The sequence below is a fragment of the Streptomyces sp. NBC_01198 genome, assembly GCF_036010485.1.
Lineage (GTDB): Bacteria > Actinomycetota > Actinomycetes > Streptomycetales > Streptomycetaceae > Actinacidiphila.
This window is the reverse complement of record NZ_CP108568.1, coordinates 2,821,044-2,838,853: the sequence shown is the minus strand read 5'-3', so window position 1 is coordinate 2,838,853 and position 17,810 is coordinate 2,821,044. Positions and strand designations below refer to the sequence as shown.

The following is a 17,810-nucleotide window of genomic DNA, read 5'->3' as shown; positions in this document are numbered from 1 at the left end:
GACCGGAGCGCAGGGCGCGGCGGCCCGGTGCCGCTGGCGTTCCGCGGGTGCCGGGTCGCGGTCGGCGGTGCGTGCGAGGATGGCCGGGGAGGGTCGGCGTGGGCGGTGCGGGCGGGCGGAAGGCCGGGGACGTACGGGCGGACGGGGCGCGGCTGCTCGCCGCCGCCGGTGCGCTGCTCGCCGACCACGGGCAGGCGGTGGCCGCCGTGCGCGCGGCACTTGCCCCGATCGTGGACGAACTGGCCGCCCACGAGCTGGAGTCGATCCCGGCCGCACGCCTGAAGGACGTCACGCAGGGCAGGTTGCGGCTCGGCGCCATCGAGGCGGCCGGCTACCGCTCGGTGCGGCAGGTGCTGGACGCCGGGCGGTACGGGCTGCGGCAGATCCCCGGCGTCGGGGCGCGGACGGCGGACCAGGCCTACGCGGCGGCCCGGCAGATCGCGGCGGCGGTCGGCGAGACGGTCGCGGTACGGATCGACGTCGACCGGCCCGAGCCGCGGACGACCGCGCTGGTCGTCGCGCTGCACCGGCTCGTCGCGGCGGGAACCGGGGCGACCAGGGCCGTCGAGGCGGCCCGCCAGGTCGAGGCGGACCTCGGCCCGCCGCTGGAGGAGCTGGCCGGGGCCGGCGGCCGGCTGCGCCGGGCCTTCGCGGGCCCGCAGCGCCGTGCCCGGACGCAGGCGGCGGTCGCCGCGGTGTCGGAGCTGTGCGCCCGGGAGGAGAAGCGCGGGACGCCGCTGCTGCTCGGGCAGGCGTCCGTCGACCTGCTGCGCGAGCCGGCGGACGACATCGCGGCCTGGGTCGACTTCGAGCTGCGCTCCGCCGACTACTACAGCCTGCTGGCCGAGCTCTCCGGCGGCGCCCCCGACGTGGCGGCGGCCGAGGGCTTCCTGCCGGCCGAGGTGGTGGAGCGGGTACGCGCCCAGCCACTGGACGGCACCCACCGCCGGGTCTCGCTGCGCGGTTACCAGGCCTTCGGGGCGCGTTTCGCGCTGGCGCAGCGCCGGGTGCTGCTGGGCGACGAGATGGGGCTCGGCAAGACGGTCCAGGCCATCGCCGCGCTGGCGCATCTGGCAGCGCAGGGCGGCACGCACTTCCTCGTGGTGTGCCCGGCGGGGGTGCTGGTCAACTGGACCCGGGAGATCGGCGCCCGCAGCGCTCTGCGGGCGGTGCCGCTGCACGGGCCTGACCGGGGCGAGGCGTTCGCCGCCTGGCGGGCCGGCGGCGGTGTGGGCGTCACCACTTATGACGCCCTGCGCGGCTTTCCCGCACCGGACGGCGGGCGGCCGGTGGCGATGCTCGTGGTCGACGAGGCGCACTACGTGAAGAACCCGGAGACCAGGAGGTCGCTGGCGGTGGCCGGCTGGGCCGCGGGCAGCGAGCGGGTGCTGTTCATGACCGGCACCCCGATGGAGAACCGGGTGGCCGAATTCCGCAGCCTCGTCGCGCACTTGCAGCCCGGGCTGCTGGACCGGCCGGGCACCGCGGAAGGGGCGGGGGCCGCCGGGTCGCAGGCCTTCCGGCGGGCGGTGGCGCCGGCGTATCTGCGGCGCAACCAGCATGACGTGCTGGCCGAACTGCCCGCGCTGGTGCAGACCGACGAGTGGGCGGAGTTCAGCGCCGCCGACCAGGACGCCTACCGCACGGCGGTGCTGGCCGGGAACTTCATGGCCATGCGCAGGGCTGCCTACGCCGACCCCGAGAAGTCCGCGAAGCTCCTTCGGCTGCGGGAGATCGTCACCGAGGCGGCCGGCAGCGGCCTCAAGGTCGTGGTCTTCTCCTACTTCCGCGAGGTGCTCGGCACGGTCGCCGGCGCCCTCGGCCCCGCCGTCCTGGGACCGCTCACCGGGTCGGTCACGCCGGTGCGGCGGCAGCAACTGGTCGACGACTTCGCCGCGGTGGACGGCCACGCGGTGCTGCTCGCACAGATCGAGGCGGGCGGTGTGGGGCTCAACCTCCAGGCGGCCTCGGTGGTGATCCTGTGCGAGCCGCAGGTCAAACCCACCGTCGAGCACCAGGCGGTGGCCCGCGCCCACCGGATGGGGCAGGTGCGGGCGGTGCGGGTGCACCGGCTGCTCAGCACGACGGGGGTGGACGAACGGCTGCTGGCGATCCTGCGGAGCAAGGCGCGGCTCTTCGACGCCTACGCCCGCCGCAGCGACGTGGCGGAGGCGGCGCCGGACGCCATCGACGTCTCCGACGTCCCGCTGGCCCGGCAGATCGTCGAGGAGGAGCAGAACCGGCTGGCGAGGAGGCCCGGTTGACACCGGCGGCCGTGAACTCCGTGACCCGCGCCCGTACCGTCACGCCCGTGCGGTACGGGCGCGGCGGCAGGCGTCGGCGTACGCGCGGGTCAGCGGGTCCGCTGCGGCACGCGGCCAGGCCAGGGCGAAACGGCTCGGGGCGATGCCGCGCACCGGACGCGTCGTGACCCCGCCCCTGGTGATCAACGGGGCGTTGCCCGCCGCGAGCAGGACCACGCCGAGGCCCGCGACCAGCGCCTCGTACGTCTCCTCCGCGCTGGCGACCTCCGCGCCGATCCGCACCGGCCGGCCCGCCCTGGCGTCGGTGGCCAGCCAGTAGTCCCGCAGCGGCCCCGCGGCCGCCGGGAGCGCCAGGAAGGGCTCGTCCAGCAGGTCCGCGAAGTCCACGGAGTCCACGGGGTCTGCGGGGTTCACGGAGTCCGCAGGGTCCGCGGGGTCGCCGCCCGCGAGCCGGTGGCCGTCCGGCAGCGCGACCAGCCGCGGTTCCTCGGCGACCACCAGCAGGTCGTAACGCTCCTGCTCCGGCAACGGCAGCCAGACGTACGCCACATCGCTGGTGCCGTCGGCCAGCCCCGCCGTCGGGTCCTCCCAGCTCACCTGCCGCAGGCGCAGGATCGCCTCCGGGCGGGCGGCGGTGAAGCGCGAGCGGACCGCGGGCAGCAGGCCGCCGCGGCCCGGGCTGGTGCTCATCCCCACCACCAGGGTGCTGACCTGCGCGGCCTTGGCGCTGCCCACCGCCGTCCACGCCCGGTCCCATTCGGCGAGCACCCGCTGCGCGTACGGCAGCAGGGCCGCGCCGACGCCGGTCAGCGTGACGCCCTGCCGGCTCCTGTCGAACAGCGGCGCGCCCAACTGCCGCTCCAGCGCCCTGATCTGCTTGCTGAGCGCGGGCTGCGAGACGAAGAGCCGCTCGGCTGCCCGGGTGAAGTGCAACTCCTCGGCGACGGCGACGAAATACCGCAGGTCCCTCCCGTGAACATCCATAACCACCGGTTATCACGGTGTGTCTTGGACCGGCAAGCGGGGCGGGCGGCAGGGTGGTGCACAGCAGGGGGGCAACACGGACGAGGAGCGGGCAATGAACAAGGTGTGGCTGATCACCGGTGCGAACAGCGGCTTCGGGCGGGCGATCACCGAGGCGGCGGTGGCCACCGGCGACGTCGTGGTCGGCGCCGTACGCCGGGTCGCCGCCCTCGACGACCTGGTCACCGCACACCCCGACCAGGTGGAGGCGCTGGCCCTGGACGTCACCGACGTCGCCGCGATCGACACGGCGGTCGCCGATGTCCTCGCCCGCCACGGCCGGATCGACGTGCTGGTCAACAACGCGGGCCGCGGGCACGTGGGCGCCTTCGAGGAGACCGGTGACGCGGAGCTGCGCGACCTGTTCGAGGTGCATGTCTTCGGCCCCGCGGCGCTGGTCCGGGCCGTCCTGCCGTCGATGCGGGCCCGCAGGTCGGGGGCGATCGTCCAGCTGAGCAGCATGGGCGGCCAGATGTCCTTCGCGGGCTACTCCGCCTACAGCGGCACGAAGTTCGCGCTGGAGGGGATGACGGAGGCGCTGGCGCTCGAAGTGGGCCCGCTCGGCATCAGGACCCTGATCGTGGAGCCGGGCGCCTTCCGCACGTCCCTCATGGGCAATCTCACCGCGAGCCCGCAGCTCGCCGACTACGCCTCCACGGTGGGCGTCACCCGCGCGGGGGCCGCCGCCAGCGACGGCAGGCAGCCGGGCGACCCGGCCAAGGCCGCGGCCCTCATCCTGGCCGCCCTCGAAGCCGAGCAGACGCCACTGCGGCTCCCCCTCGGCGACGACGCCGTCGACGCGGTCCTCGGCCACCTCGACCAGATCCGCGCGGACGTGACGGGGTGGGAGAAGAGGGCGCGTGCGACGCGCTTCTAGGAGGCCACATGCGCTGGCCCGCCGCCTGCCCCCCGGCCGGGGCTGGCCTGCGCCGTTCCCGGCGCCCCTGGTGTGGCCTCACTGCTTTCCCGGCGTCGTGGTTGTGCGCGCAGTTCCCCGCGCCCCTGGGGGGTGCCCTCTGCGCGGAGGGTGACCGTTGTTCGGGGCGCGGGGAACTCACGGGCCGGAGGCGATGTCGCCGCAAGCGGCAGTCACCGCCGGGGGCGGCCTAGGACAGGCCGCGGTGGATCGCGGAGATCAGCTCGCCGTCGGGGGTGTCGCCGTCGAGGGACCAGGCCATCGCACCGCCCAGACGCGCACCGCGGATGTAGGCCGTCTTCGCGGCGAGCACCTGCGGGTCGTCGTAGGTCCAGAAGTTCGTCCCGTCGTAGAGCCACGCGAAGCCGTCCCGGGTGTCGCGGTGCACCGCGTACGTTCCGGACGCCGCGAGCGCCTTCAGCGCGTGGTAGTCCTCGTTGCCCGCCTGCCAGGTGGCCGGCGCCGGGCCGGTGGACGGCTGGAAGAGCCCGGCGGTGCCGCCGTCGGGGACGCCGGTCCAGCCCTGGCCGTAGAAGGGCACGCCGAGGACGAGCTGGCGCGCGGGGGCGCCGCGGTGCAGCCAGTCCCCGACGGCCTGCGTGTCGCTGAAGTCGTTCGGCACCGGCGAGTTGCGCGGCGCGCGCAGCGCGGACTGCTGGTTGGTGCCGGTCTCGTACGGGCCGTGGAAGTCGTAGCCCTGGACCGTGCCGAAGTCCAGGTACTTGAAGATCTTCTTCGCCTCGAACCCGGCGTCGATCTTGGCCGGCGCGGCTGGCAGGAAGGCGCTGAGGTCGTAGTGCATGTGGGTGTGCCGCCCGTAGGCGTCCAGCTGCTTGCGGAACTCCGCCGCCAGCGCGGTGAAGTTCTTCTTGTCCTCGGGCCGGTAGACGGTGTCGACGTCACCGGAGGAGCCGGGCCACTCCCAGTCGATGTCGACGCCGTCGAAGAGGCCGGCCGCCGAGCCGGGGCCGCCCTTGCCGTCGAGCAGCGGGAGGTTGCCCTTGATGAAGATGTCCAGGCAGGAGTCGACAAGCGCCTTGCGGGAGGCGGGGGTTCGCGCCGCGTCGGAGAAGTGCGTGGACCATCCCCAGCCGCCGATCGAGATCAGCACCTTCAAGTGGGGGTTCTTGGCCTTGAGTTCGCGCAGCTGGTTGAAGTTGCCCGCCAGCGGCTGCTCCGCGGTGTCCGCGGTGCCGTCGACGGAGGTCGCGGCGTCGACCGGGTGCTGGTAGTCGGCCCAGGCGTCGCCTTCACCCGCGACGTTCGCCTCGAAGCACTTGCCGTCGGCGCCGATGTTGGCGAACGCGTAGTTGAGGTGGGTGAGTTTGGCGGCGGTGCCGGAGGTCTGGACGTTCTTCACCTGGTAGTTGCGGGCGTAGATGCCCCACTGGGTGAAGTAACCGACGCTCTTGTAGGAGGGTTTGGCGGGTGAGTGGCCGCCGTGGGCCTGCGCTGTGCTGCCGCCGGTGAGGGCCGGCAGGACGGCGACCAGCGAGAGTGTGGCGGCCGTGGCGGCCATACGGCCGAGAATTCGTCGACGCATGGCGCAGAAAGTATTGGTCTGGACCAATAACGGTCAAGGGGAACGGCGGAACCCGTACCGCCCCCGCAGTGCCGGCGTACGCCAACATGCGTAGCCGGTACGGCACCGGTCCCGCCGTGGGCGGCGCGCGGCCGGACCGTAAACTCCGTGCGTGGACATACCCCCGCCCCCGCCGCCGCCGTCCGACGGTGTGCCGCCGCCCGGGCCGCCGCCGCACCAGGGGCTGCCGTCGTATCCGCAGCCGCACAATCCGTACGCGCAGCAGCCGCCGCCGCAGCAGCCGGAATCCCCGCAGCAGAATCCGTATGCCGCCCCCAGCCCGTACGGGCCGCCGTATCCCGGCACGCAGCAGCAGCCGGCGTACGGCTACCCGCCGCCTGGTGGTCCCGGCATGTACCCCGGGCAGCAGGGCTGGTACGCGCAGGGCGAGCGGTCGACCAACGGCATGTCCATCGCCGCGCTGGTCGTCGGCCTGCTGCCCTGCACCCTCGTCCTCGGGCTCGTCTTCGGCCTGGTGGGGCTCAAGCAGGTCAAGCAGCGCAACGAGCGCGGCAAGGGCATGGCGGTCGCCGGGATCACGCTCTCCAGCGTGTGGACGCTGGGACTTGCCGCGATCATCACGCTCGCCGCGGCCGGCGTCTTCAAGTCGGGCAACACGCAGGTCGTGGACCTCAAGGCCGGGCAGTGCTTCAACACGGTCGACGCGAAGCTCTCCGACTTCGGGGGTGACAAGGGCACCCGCTCCACCACCGTGGACGTCGTGGACTGCGCCGACGCGCACGACGCCGAGGCCTTCGCGGTCTACGAGATCCAGTCCGACTCCGACGACCCGTATCCCGGGGTGGACGGGGTCACCGAGGACGCGCAGACCAACTGCGTGAAGTACGCCCGTACTTACCTCGACGGCAAGGAGCCGCCGTCGTCCGAGAAGCTGTACTTCTACCTGCCGCCGGCCGCCAACTGGGCGCAGCACGAGCGTTCGGTGATCTGCTTCTTCGGCGCGCCCGGCGGCCAGGTGACCGGCACGGTGAAGTCCGGCGGCGGCCCGGCGGACGGATCCGGCGACTCGGGCGGCTCCGGTGACTCCGGCGGCTCCGGCGTGGGGGTGTGAGCGGCGGGGCGCGTACGCCGTGACCGGCCGCGCCTGCGGGGGCGCGGCCGGGGCGTGAGCAGAGTGTGACGCTTGGGGCAGGGCTTGCGGTCGAGTACCCAGGGTTGCGAAGCTGTCGCGGACAGTCAACCCCTTGGGAGGGGCAGCCCGTGGCATTCGGTGAGCAGCCTGCGTATTTGCGTGTCGCCGACGACCTGCGCCGCAAGATCCTCGACGGCACGCTTCCCCCGCACGCCCGGCTCCCGTCGCAGGCCAGAATCCGCACCGAGTACGGCGTCTCCGACACCGTCGCGCTCGAAGCGCGCAAGGTGCTGATGGCCGAGGGGTTCGTCGAGGGCCGCTCGGGATCCGGCACGTACGTCCGCGAGCGCCCCCGGCCCCGGCGGATCGTCCGCAGCGGCTACCGCCCGGCGGGGCCGTCGACTCCCTACCGGCAGGAACAGGCCGACGAGGGCAGCAAGGGCACCTGGGAGTCGCGCAGCGTGCAGGACGTGGCGACGCTCGACGTCGCGGAACGGCTGCGGATCGAGCCGGGGGAGCGGGTGATGCGGACGCACTACCTGTTCCGCACCGAGGGCGAGCCCACGCTGCTGTCCACCTCGTGGGAGCCGCTGGTGCTCACCGGGCGTACGCCGGTGCTGCTGCCCGAGGAGGGCCCGGTCGGCGGGCAGGGCGTGGTGGCCAGGATGGCGGCCATCGACGTGGTGGTCGACCACATGGCCGAGGAGGTCGGCGCACGGCCGGGCCTGGCGGCGGAGACCGCGGCACTCGGCGGGGTGCCTGGCCACCTGGTGATCGAGATCCGGCGTACGTACTACGCGTCGGGCCGGCCGGTGGAGACCGCCGACGTCGTCATCCCCGCGGAGAAGTACCGGGCGGTCTACCACCTGCCCGTACGCTGACCTGACGGCCCGTCGACTTCTGGTCGAACGGGTGGCCGGATCGATTCCTCTTCGTGTCAATGCGTACCCGCGCTGTGAACCTCGGGCGTAGGCTCGGGCATATGCGCATCGCCGTTTCCTCGGACATGGATGAGCCACCGGCCCGCCAGATCGCCGACGACCTGCGCCGCCGCGGGCACACGGTGGAGCCCTTCGGCGCGCTCCGCGACGGCGACCGCGCCGACTGGGCGTGGAGCGCCGAGGCGGCGGCGCGCGCCGTCGCACGGGGCGAAGCGGATCAGGCCGTGGTCTGCTGCTGGACGGGGGCCGGCGCGTCGATGGCGGCCAACAAGGTCCCCGGGGTGCGTGCCGCGCTGTGCGCCGACGCGTACGCCGCGCGCGGGGCACGCGTCTGGAGTGACGCGAACGCGCTGGCGCTGAGCCTGCGTACGCTGTCCGGCGGGCTGCTCACCGAGATCCTGGACGCCTGGTTCGCGGCCGGCGCCGACCAGGAGCGGGACGCCGAGGACCGCGCGAACATCGCGCACCTCGGTGCGATCGAGTCCGCCCCGGCCCCAGACGCGACAAGCACCGAGAACGCGGCCGGCGCGGCGCGCGCCACCGCCACCGCCACCGCGACCGAGAACGTGACCGCCGCCGGCGCGACCGCCGGAAGTGCAAGTGAAAGGGCATGACCTGATGACGTCCGACCTCGTATGGGTCCTCATACGCCAGGACGGCGGCGCCAACCGCTATCGCGTGGGCCGGTACGCCACGCGGGCGGAGGCCGAACGGATCGCCGACCAGCTCGACGTACGCAGCCGCGAGCGCGGCCAGGACCACGGCCAGGAGCGGGAGAGCGAGGACGACCGCCGCTACGTCATCGAGCGCATCACCCCGCGGCTGGCCCAGGCGTGACGGCTGCCCGGCTGGTGGTGGGCGGCGCCGTGCTGTCCGCGGGCCGGCTGCTGGCCGCCCGCCGCACCGCACCGGCCGACCTGGCGGGGCGCTGGGAGCTGCCCGGCGGGAAGCTGGAGCCCGGCGAGAGCGCGCCGGGCGCGCTGGTGCGCGAGCTGCGCGAGGAATTGGGCGTCGAGGTCGAGCCGCTGGAGCGGGTGCCGGGGCAGTGGCCGGTGGCCGGCGGCGCGCTGGTGCTCCAGGTGTGGACGGCCCGGCTGCTGTCCGGCAGCCCCCGACCCCTCCAGGACCATGACGAGCTGCGCTGGCTGCGGCAGGGCGAGGTCGACAGCGTCGACTGGCTGCCGCAGGACCGCCCGGCGGTGCGCTGGGTGGCGTCCAGGCTCGGCGGGGCCTGACGGAGGCCTGACGGGGCCCGTGCGCTCGCGCTGAGCCCGCGTCAGGCGTCCAGGTGGGCGGCGAGGCCGTCCAGGACGTAGCCCAGGCCGGTCTCGAACCGCCAGGCCGGCTCGTCCTTGCGTGCCGCCTGCTGCGTGTAGCGGTGGTAGACGGGGTAGCGGCCGGTGCTCATCAGCCAGGTCATCCGGGGGGCGAGCCCCTCGCGGGTCTCCTGGCCGCTCGACCAGCCGCGCTCGCGCATCAGCCGCAGCACGCCGATCTCGGCCTCGACCGCGCCGCGCACGTAGGCGCTGACGGTGGCGAAGGCGGCCATCATGGTGTCCGGGTCGAGGCCGAGGCCGTCCAGCGCGGCCAGCATCCGCTCCGCGGCGGCCATCTGGTGGGGCGTCAGCATCACGACGCCTGCCCGCGGCACCCAGGGGTGCGCGAGCATCATGGCCCGGGTGTCCAGGGCGTGTGCCCGCAGCGTGTCGCGCCAGCCGGTGACGTCCGCGGGCACGGTCAGCTCGCGGTGGACCGCGTCGACCATGAGTTCGAGCAGCTCGTCCTTGCCCGTCACGTAGCGATACGCGGCCATCGGGGCGACGCCGAGCTCACCGGCGAGCCGGCGCATGGTGACCGCGTCCAGGCCCTCGGCGTCGGCGAGGCGGACGGCGGCCTCGGCGATCCGGCCTGGGGTGAGCGCGGACCGGGGTGCGGGCGCCGGGCGCTCCAGCCGCTCCCACAGGGAGACCTGGTCCGCCGCTTCTGGTGTTGTGGCGGGCTGCTCCGGCCGCTGTCGAGCGGGCATGGCGGCGGGCTCCTTCCGGTCGGATGTGTACAGCGTATCAGGAGTGGACGGTGTACGCGCGACTGTGTACGTTGTATTGAAAGCGATACGTCGTACACACCCACGGACACGCTTCGGGAGCCCCTCATGGCCAGCACCCCTACCGGCGGCAGCACCAGCACCAGCAGCAGCGGCGACCCGCTGCGGGTGGCCGTCGTCCTCGGCAGTACGCGGGAGGGCCGCTTCGGTCCGGTCGTGGCCAAGTGGCTGCTCGGCCACGCCGAGCCGCGCACCGACATGGACGTCGACCTCGTCGACCTGCTCGCCACCCCGGTGCCGCAGGCGCTGCCCGGGTTCGGCGCCCCCGTGGCGGACGCCGACCTGGCGCTGCTGCGGGAGATCACGCCCCGGCTGGCGGCGGCCGACGCCTTCGTCCTGGTCACGCCGGAGTACAACCACAGCTATCCGGCGTCGCTGAAGAACGCCATCGACTGGCACAACCAGCAGTGGCACGCCAAGCCGGTCGGCTTCGTCTCCTACGGCGGCATCTCCGGCGGCCTGCGGGCCGTCGAGCACCTGCGGACCGTCCTGGCGGAGCAGCACACCGTCACGATCCGCAACACCGTCAGCTTCCACGACTGCGGCGCCAGGTTCGACCAGGACGGCCGCGCCGTCGACCCGGCCGCCGACGGTGCCGCCAAGTCGATGCTCGACCAGCTGGCCTGGTGGGCCCACGCCCTCCGCGACGCCCGCCAGGCCCGCCCCTATGCGGTCTGACGGCGCCGCGGCAATGGATGACGGCGCCGCAATGGACGGGGCCGCCGCAATGGATGACGGCCACGCAAGGGGCGACGGCGTTGCGGCCGGCCGGGCCGGCTTTCCCTATCTCGGGGTCTTCGGGCTCATGCTGGGGATCTTCGTCGCCACCCTCGACGGCCAGATCGTCGGCACCGCGCTGCCGACCATCGTCGGCGAACTCGGCGGCCTCGGCCACTTGTCGTGGGTCGTCACCGCCTACCTGCTCACCTCCGCGGCGGCCACCCCGCTGTGGGGCAAGCTCGGCGATCTCTACGGCCGCAAGGGCGCGTACGCCTGCGCCATGGTGATCTTCCTGGCCGGCTCGGTCCTGTCCGGGCTGGCCCGGGACATGAACCAGCTGATCGCCTTCCGCGCCCTGCAAGGCCTCGGGGCGGGCGGGCTGATGGTGGGCGCGCTGTCCGTGATCGGGGTGCTGGTAACCGCCCGGGACCGGGGCCGCACCCAGTCGATGATCGGGATCATGCTCCCGGTCGCCTTCGTCGGCGGCCCGCTGCTCGGCGGCTTCCTCACCGACCACCTCAGCTGGCGCTGGGCCTTCTACGTCAACCTGCCGGTCGGCCTGGCCGCGCTTGCGGCGGTGGGCGCCGGGGTGCGGCTGCGGCACGAACGCCGCGCCGGCCGCATCAGGGTCGACTACGCGGGCGCCGCCCTGCTGACCGCCGCGATCGGTTCGCTCACCCTGCTGGGCAGCTGGGGCGGCGCAACCTACCCGTGGGTGTCCTGGCCCACCGGCGTGCTCGCCGCCGTCGCCGCGGTGGCGCTGGCCGGCTTCGCCCGGGTGGAGCGGCGCGCGGCGGAGCCGGTGATCCCGCCGCGGCTCTTCCGCAGCCGCACCTTCACCGTGGCGCAGGTGCTCAGCTTTCTGGCGGGGGCGGTGATGCTGGCGGTGGTGAGCTTCCTGCCGCAGTATCTGCAGTTCGTCCGCGGCGCCTCCGCCACCGGGGGCGGGCTGCTGCTGCTCCCGCTGATGGGTGGCATGCTCGGCGCCCAGCTCGCCGTCGGGCGCTCGATGGGGAAGGGCGGCGGCACGTACCTCTACCCGGTGCTGGGCGGCGCCACGACGACGGCGGGCGCCCTGGCGCTGCTCGCGCTGGGTACGGCCACGTCGACCGCGCTCGCCTCGGGGCTGACGGTGCTGGCGGGCGCCGGGGTCGGCGTGCTGATGCAGAGCACGCTGCTCATCACGCTGAACAGCGCGGAGCCCCGCGACATGGGCGCCGCGGCCGGAACCGTCACCCTGATGCGTACGATCGGCGGCACCCTGGGTGTCGCCGTGCTCGGCGCGGTCTACGCCCACCGGATGAGCGGCACCCTCACCGACCGGCTCGGCGGCCCCGCCGCCGGCCGGCTGACCACCGGCGGCGGTCTGAGCCCCGCCCTGCTGCACACCTCGCCGCCCGCGGTGCGTACCGCCCTCGCCGCCGCGGTCACGGCCGGCCTGCACGGTGTCGTCGCGGGCGTGGGCGTGCTGTCCGCCCTGTGCCTGGGAGCGGCCCTGCTGTCCCGCACCCGCCGTGCCGCGCCCGCGGAGCCGCCCCCGCCCGCCGTGCCGTCGGCCTCCTCCGGGCGGCGGCTGTGAGGACGCGGGGAGCGGGTCCATGGGCGAATATCGGGTAAAAGGGGATAAGTCCCTGTTGGAGGCCGGTCGGATCCGGCCCGACCCGGTCGGGGGTGCGAGGCATGACCGCCAGCGGCGCCACCCCGCCTGCCGACCAGCCGCCGGACCGTGCCCAGCCCCCGCCGCGCGGCGAGCCGCCCGCGACGCCCGAGAAGCCGGGCGGCGGCCAGGGCGAAGTCCCCCGCGGCGAGGAGCCCGACGAGGGCGGCCTGTCCGACGGCGAGACCGGCATCGTGGGGACCGGGGCCGGGACGCTGCTGGACACGCTGCGGGTGGCCGTCGTCATGCTCGACACCTCGGGGCGCGTCCTGCTCTGGAGCCCCCTGGCGGAGGAGATGCTCGGGTGGGCGGGGGAGCACATCGTCGGGCGCCGGGTGGGCGGCCTGTTCGGGCCCGGCGGGCAGACCCCCGGTGGCCGGCGGCCACCGATGCCGTCGCCGGGGCAGGCCGAGCAGATCCTGCAGGAGCTGCTGCGCGGCGGCCGCTGGGAGGGCATCCTCTCACTGCGGCACCGCGACGGGCACACCGTGCAGGTGGAGGCCAGGGCGTCGCTGCTGGTCGACGGGGACGGGCGCCCGTTCGTGCTGGCGTCGGTGGTGGAGACCAGCCGGCTGCGCACGCTGGAGCACGACCTGGCCGCCCTCGACTCGCTGTTCGACGCCTCGCCGCTGGGCGTGGCGATCTTCGACAAGGAACTGCGCTACGTCCGCGTCAACGACGCCCTGGCCCGGCTGAACGGCATCTCCGCCGCCGACCACCTCGGCCGTACGGTCGCGGAGGTGCTCGGCTCCCCGGTGGCCGAGTCGCTGACCGCGCTGCAGCGCGACGTGCTGATCACCGGCCGGCCGGTCATCGACCTGGTCTCGCCGGCGCCCGTGGGCAACGGGCACAGGTCGCTGTCCTACCACCGGCTGGCGGACCGGTCGGGCCGGGTGCTGGGGGTCAGCGCGACGGTGATCGACGTGACCGAGCGGGTGCAGGCCGCCGGCCGGGCCGAGCGGGCCAGGCGGCGCCTCGCGCTGCTCAACGACGTCAGCTCGCGGATCGCCGGCCAGCTCGACGTCCGGCGCAACGCCGAGGAGCTGGCCGCCTCGCTGGTGCCGACCTTCTGCGACTACTCGGGCGTGGTCCTGCACTCCCAGCTCGCCGACGGCGGCTCGCTGCCCACGGCTCCGTACAGCGACAGCACGCCGCTGCGGCAGACCGGGGTCGGGGCGATCAACTGGAGCCCCGAGGTGGTGCGGATGATCAGGCCGGGGCAGGCCATGTCCTTCGACCGCAAGTCGCCCTTCGGCGAGGCGCTGGCCACCGGGCAGCCCCAGCTGCTCTCCTCGCGCGCCGAACTGGCCGGTATGACCTTCCCCGGCGACCCCAAGGTGCGCGCGGCCCTGGAGGTCGGCATCGAGTCGCTGCTCGCGCTGCCGCTGCGCGCGCACGGCGTGGTGCTCGGGCTGCTGGTGGCCAGCAGGGCCGGCGGCCGCGAGCCGTTCGACCAGGAGGACGTCGCGCTGGGCATGGAGCTGGCCGACCGGGCGGGCGCGGCGCTGGACAACGCGCGGCTGTACGTGCGCGAGCGGGAGGGCGCCCTGATGCTCCAGCGGTCCCTGCTGCCGCGCTCCACCCCGGCCGCGCCGGGCGTCGACGTGGCCTACCGCTACGTGCCGGGCAGCAGTGTCGCCGAGGTGGGCGGCGACTGGTTCGACGTGCTGCCGCTGGCCGGCGGCCGGGTCGGCTTCGTCGTCGGCGACGTGATGGGCCACGGCCTGGCGGCAGCGGCGACCATGGGCCGGCTGCGTACCGCGGTACGCACCCTGGCCGGCCTGGACATGCCGCCCGACGAGCTGCTGCGCCGGGTCAGCGAGCTGGGCGACGACCTCGCGCCGAGCCAGGCCGAGGGCTGGATGGCCACCGCCGTCTACGCCGTCTACGACCCGTCCACCCGCCGCTGCGCCATCGCCCAGGCCGGGCACCCGCCGCCGGTGCTCGTCGAGCCCGCCATCGGGGGCGGGAGCCGGGCGCGGCTGCTCGACCTGCCGCCGGGCGCACCGCTGGGCGTCGGCGGCATCCGCTTCGAGACCACCGAGCTCGACGTGCCGGACGGCACCGTCCTTGTGCTCTACACCGACGGCCTGGTGGAGTCCCGCCGCCACGACATCAGCACCGGTCTTGAGCGGCTGCGCTCCACCCTCGCCCGCCCGCTGGACTCCCTGGAGGACGCCTGTGACGACCTGCTCTCCACCATGGAACCCGGCCGCGAGCCCGACGACGTGGCGCTGCTGATGGCCCGCCTGGGCACCCTGCCGAGCGGGTCCACCACGGCCTGGACGTTCCCCGCGGAGGCCAGCGCGGTACGGCTGGCCCGCCGCCGGGTGCGGGACGCGCTCGCCGAGTGGGAGCTGCCCGAGCTGACCGACGTGACGGTGCTGCTGGTCAGCGAGCTGGTCACCAACTCGCTGCGGTACGCGCACGGCCCCATCGGGGTGCGGATGGTGCGCGGTTCCTCGCTGCTGGTCGAGGTGTCGGACCCGCTGCCCGACCCTCCCCGCGAGCGGGTCGTCACCGAGGAGGACGAGGGTGGCAGAGGACTGCAACTGGTGGCAGGCGCGTCCCGGCGCTGGGGGACCAGGCACGGGCCGCTGGGCAAGACGGTCTGGTTCGAACTGGCACTGCCGTGAGAGCCGTGAACGGCCGTTCCCGTGACCCCCGCCGGCGCACTCCCGTTGTGATCACCGAAATGGTTCGCGGGGCGTGGGCCGGGTATTCCGAAGAGACGAGAGCGAAAGGTGCGACCGAGGTGTTCAGGGGAGGGTCCCCGCGCCCCACGAGCCGAGATGATGCTGTGATCGACAAGACCGTGTGCTGGACGGTCCACATGCTGAATACTCAGCTCCAACCGGTCCATGTGTGCTGAGCTGGAGGGGTCGGGCGAGTGAGCGACATGCCAGCAGGGGCGGTTTCGCCAGGAGACGGTCCGGACGCGGCGTCCGAGGCCGCGGTCTGGCAGTCGAGCCCGCCCGGCTCCATCTACGACTACATACGAGTCGCGTCGTTCTCGCTCGGCCCCGACGGACGTATCGAGCAGTGGAGCGAGCGCGCCGCGGAGTTCTTCGGCGTCTCCGCAGAGGACGCCGTCGGGCGCGACCCCATCAGCGCCTTCGCGCCGCCCGAGGTGCAGGACCGCGGCCACGAACGGCTCGACGACATCCTCAACGGCCGCGAGTGGACCGGGCTGGTGCCGTACCACGACGCGTCAGGTGCCGAGGGCCTGGCCGAGGTGTACGTCATGCCCGCCGACCGCGGGGCGCTGTGCATCGCCGTCGACGTGGCCACGCTGCGCCAGATCGAGACCGATCTGGCCGCCTCCCAGGCGGTGTTCGGGCAGTCCCCGATGGGCTTCGTGCTCTTCGACAACCAGTTGCGGCTGATCCGGGTCAACGACCGCTTCGCCACCGTCTTCGGCCGCCCCGCCGAGGAGCACCGCGGGCGCGGCCCGCACGACTTCCTGTCCCGGGTCGAGGCCGACCGGCTGAGCGCGGCCCTGCGCCAGGTGCTTGAGACCGGCGAGGCGGTCCTCGACATGCCGCTGGTCGGCACCGTGCCCGGCCACCCCGGCCGGCGCCGCTGGTCGATCTCGCTGTACCGGCTGCACAGTTCCTCGGGCCGGCCGATCGGCGTCGCGGGCCTGGCGATGGACGTCACCGGCCGGCAGCGCGCCGAGCGCGAGGCCGCGCACGCCCGGCGCAATCTGGCGCTGCTCAACGAGGCGGGCGCGCGCATCGGCACCTCGCTCGACCTGGAGACCACCGCACGCGAACTGCTCGACGTGGCCGTGCCGCACTTCTGCGACCTGGCCTCGGTCGACCTCTACCAGGCGCTGCTGTCCGGCGCGGAGGAGCTTGCGGGCACCACCGACGGCAGCGGCGAGCTGCGCAGGGTCGCCTTCGCCAGCTCCGTGTCTGACGCGCCGGTGGCGATGGCCGGTGACGACGACGACATCTCCGCCGACGACGGCCCGGTCTCCGTCGGCGCCGTCCACCGCTACCGCTTCAGCTCCGCGAGCGCCCGCGCGCTGCGAACCGCGCAGCCCCAGGTGCTCGACGGCGACGGCGGTCAGGACCTGGGCGGCGCCCTGGTGCAGTCCACGCTGGTGGTGCCGATGGTCGCCCGCGACACGGTGCTCGGTCTCGTGCAGTTCTCCCGCGCCAAGGGCAGCGAGCCCTTCACCGAACGCGACCGGATGCTGGCCGAGGAACTGGCCGCGCGCGCCGCCATCTTCATCGACAACGCCCGCCTCTACCGGCGGGAACACGAACGCGCCCTGATCCTCCAACGCAGCCTGCTGCCCCCCGACGACCCGGAGGCCGCGGGCCTCGACATCGCCTGCCGCTACCTGCCGGGCAGCATGGAGACCGAGGTCGGCGGCGACTGGTTCGACGTCATCGAACTGCCGGGGCACCGCACCGCCCTGGTCGTCGGCGACGTGATGGGCCGCGGCCTGCGCGCCGCCGTCGCGATGGGCGAACTGCGCACGGCCGTCCGCACGTTGGCGATGCTCGACCTGGAGCCCGGCGAGGTGCTGAGCGCCCTGGACGAGGTCGTACGCGGCCTGGGCGCGCCCACCCCGGGCCGCACCCGCAGGACGAAGGAGCACGGCGACTCCGACCTCACCGAGGTCTACCTCGCCACCTGCGTCTACGTCGTCTACGACGCCGTCACCCGCCGCTGCACCATCGCCAACGCGGGCCATCTGCCGCCGGTCGTGGTGGAGCCCGACGAGTCGCCGCTGCTGCTCGAACTGCCCAGGGGCGTCCCGCTGGGCGTCGGCGGCGAGCCGTTCGAGGAGAGCGAGGTCGAGCTGCCGGAAGGCGCGCTGCTCGCCCTCTACACCGACGGCCTGGTCGAGTCGCGCAGCCTCCCGCTGGACGAGGGGCTCGACGCCTTCCGGCAGTCCCTGGACGGACCGGCCCGGCCGCTCGAGGACATCTGCGACCACGTGCTCGCGACCCTGGACACCGCCCACGGCGAGGACGACATCGCGCTGCTGATGGCCCGTATCCAGGGCCTGCCCGCCGACCAGGTCGGCGACTGGACGCTCAAGCCGCAGCCCACCTCGGTGGCCAGGGCCCGCGAGCTGGCCCACGACCAGCTGCTCGCCTGGGACCTCGGCGACCTGGTCGACACCACCGAGCTGCTGGTCAGCGAGCTGGTCACCAACGCGCTGCGGCACGGCTACGGCGACATAAGGCTACGGCTCCTGCTGGACCGCACGCTGGTCTGCGAGGTGTGGGACAGCGCCCTGGTGCAGCCGCGGCGCCGCCGCGCCCGTGACACCGACGAGGGCGGGCGCGGGCTGCAACTGGTCACCATGCTCAGCGAGAGCTGGGGCAGCAGGCGCACCCACCGCGGCAAGACCGTGTGGTTCGAACTGGCCCTGCCCGGGCGGCAGTCCCATGCGGCGACCCCCACCGTGGACGAGCTGCTCAGCATGTTCTGACGCCGGGTCCCGCCTCCTCCGGCGGCACCTGGCACCGGCACCCGCCGCCCCGTTT

13 protein-coding genes and 1 pseudogene are annotated in these 17,810 nt (G+C 74.1%); 11 read left to right on the top strand and 3 right to left on the bottom strand.

Translation table 11 applies throughout. The features are described from left to right. Positions 1-98: 98 nt before the first annotated feature. Positions 99-2,264: a DEAD/DEAH box helicase gene (locus OG702_RS12565; RefSeq protein WP_327288959.1), complete on the top strand. Its 2,166-nt coding sequence runs from the start codon at positions 99-101 to the stop codon at positions 2,262-2,264. A gap of 39 nt (positions 2,265-2,303) precedes the next feature. Here the strand turns inward: OG702_RS12565 and OG702_RS12560 are convergent, their stop codons facing one another. Beyond that, positions 2,304-3,248, bottom strand: coding sequence for a LysR family transcriptional regulator (locus OG702_RS12560; protein WP_327288958.1), 945 nt, complete (start codon positions 3,246-3,248; stop codon positions 2,304-2,306). Between the two features lie 94 nt (positions 3,249-3,342). On the opposite strand from OG702_RS12560, the gene OG702_RS12555 reads away from it, so the two are divergent. Continuing rightward, positions 3,343-4,164 carry an oxidoreductase gene (locus OG702_RS12555; protein WP_327288957.1) on the top strand — a complete coding sequence of 274 codons (822 nt, stop codon included), beginning with the start codon at positions 3,343-3,345 and terminating at the stop codon, positions 4,162-4,164. Positions 4,165-4,393: 229 nt separating this feature from the next. Here OG702_RS12555 and OG702_RS12550 read toward each other — a convergent pair whose 3' ends face one another. Beyond that, entirely contained in the window at positions 4,394-5,746 is a 1,353-nt protein-coding gene (locus OG702_RS12550; RefSeq protein WP_327288956.1) for a glycoside hydrolase family 18 protein, read from the bottom strand. Positions 5,747-5,897: 151 nt separating this feature from the next. Here OG702_RS12550 and OG702_RS12545 point away from each other — a divergent pair, with 151 nt between their 5' ends. The 5 genes and pseudogenes from OG702_RS12545 (at position 5,898) to OG702_RS12525 (ending at position 9,054) form a co-directional block, all read left to right on the top strand. Continuing rightward, the gene (locus OG702_RS12545) at positions 5,898-6,857 is read left to right on the top strand and encodes a DUF4190 domain-containing protein (RefSeq protein ID WP_327288955.1); all 960 of its coding nucleotides are present in this window, start codon (positions 5,898-5,900) and stop codon (positions 6,855-6,857) included. A gap of 149 nt (positions 6,858-7,006) precedes the next feature. Then, a complete protein-coding gene (locus OG702_RS12540) occupies positions 7,007-7,759 on the top strand; it encodes a GntR family transcriptional regulator (protein ID WP_327288954.1) in 753 nt (250 codons plus the stop codon). 101 nt (positions 7,760-7,860) lie between these two features. After that, a pseudogene (locus OG702_RS12535) lies at positions 7,861-8,301 on the top strand (RpiB/LacA/LacB family sugar-phosphate isomerase); the annotation flags it as partial. A 136-nt stretch (positions 8,302-8,437) separates the two neighbouring features. Beyond that, positions 8,438-8,656, top strand: a complete 219-nt coding sequence (locus tag OG702_RS12530) for an SPOR domain-containing protein (protein WP_327288953.1) — start codon at positions 8,438-8,440, stop codon at positions 8,654-8,656. Further along, positions 8,653-9,054, top strand: a complete 402-nt coding sequence (locus tag OG702_RS12525) for a (deoxy)nucleoside triphosphate pyrophosphohydrolase (protein WP_327288952.1) — start codon at positions 8,653-8,655, stop codon at positions 9,052-9,054. The genes OG702_RS12530 and OG702_RS12525 overlap by 4 nt, the downstream gene beginning before the upstream one ends. 41 nt (positions 9,055-9,095) lie before the next feature. Here OG702_RS12525 and OG702_RS12520 read toward each other — a convergent pair whose 3' ends face one another. Continuing rightward, on the bottom strand, positions 9,096-9,845 hold the full coding sequence (locus OG702_RS12520) for a TetR/AcrR family transcriptional regulator (protein ID WP_327288951.1): 750 nt from the start codon (positions 9,843-9,845) through the stop codon (positions 9,096-9,098). Between the two features lie 126 nt (positions 9,846-9,971). On the opposite strand from OG702_RS12520, the gene OG702_RS12515 reads away from it, so the two are divergent. The 4 genes from OG702_RS12515 to OG702_RS12500 all read left to right on the top strand — a co-directional run bounded on the left by OG702_RS12515 (position 9,972) and on the right by OG702_RS12500 (position 17,755). Next, complete coding sequence (locus OG702_RS12515; RefSeq protein ID WP_327288950.1) at positions 9,972-10,601, top strand: NADPH-dependent FMN reductase; 630 nt, start codon at positions 9,972-9,974, stop codon at positions 10,599-10,601. Between the two features lie 49 nt (positions 10,602-10,650). Further along, positions 10,651-12,222, top strand: coding sequence for an MFS transporter (locus OG702_RS12510; RefSeq protein ID WP_327288949.1), 1,572 nt, complete (start codon positions 10,651-10,653; stop codon positions 12,220-12,222). A gap of 101 nt (positions 12,223-12,323) precedes the next feature. Continuing rightward, positions 12,324-14,936: a SpoIIE family protein phosphatase gene (locus tag OG702_RS12505; protein ID WP_327288948.1), complete on the top strand. Its 2,613-nt coding sequence runs from the start codon at positions 12,324-12,326 to the stop codon at positions 14,934-14,936. Positions 14,937-15,199: 263 nt separating this feature from the next. After that, positions 15,200-17,755, top strand: coding sequence for a SpoIIE family protein phosphatase (locus OG702_RS12500; RefSeq protein ID WP_327293201.1), 2,556 nt, complete (start codon positions 15,200-15,202; stop codon positions 17,753-17,755). Positions 17,756-17,810 lie beyond the last annotated feature (55 nt).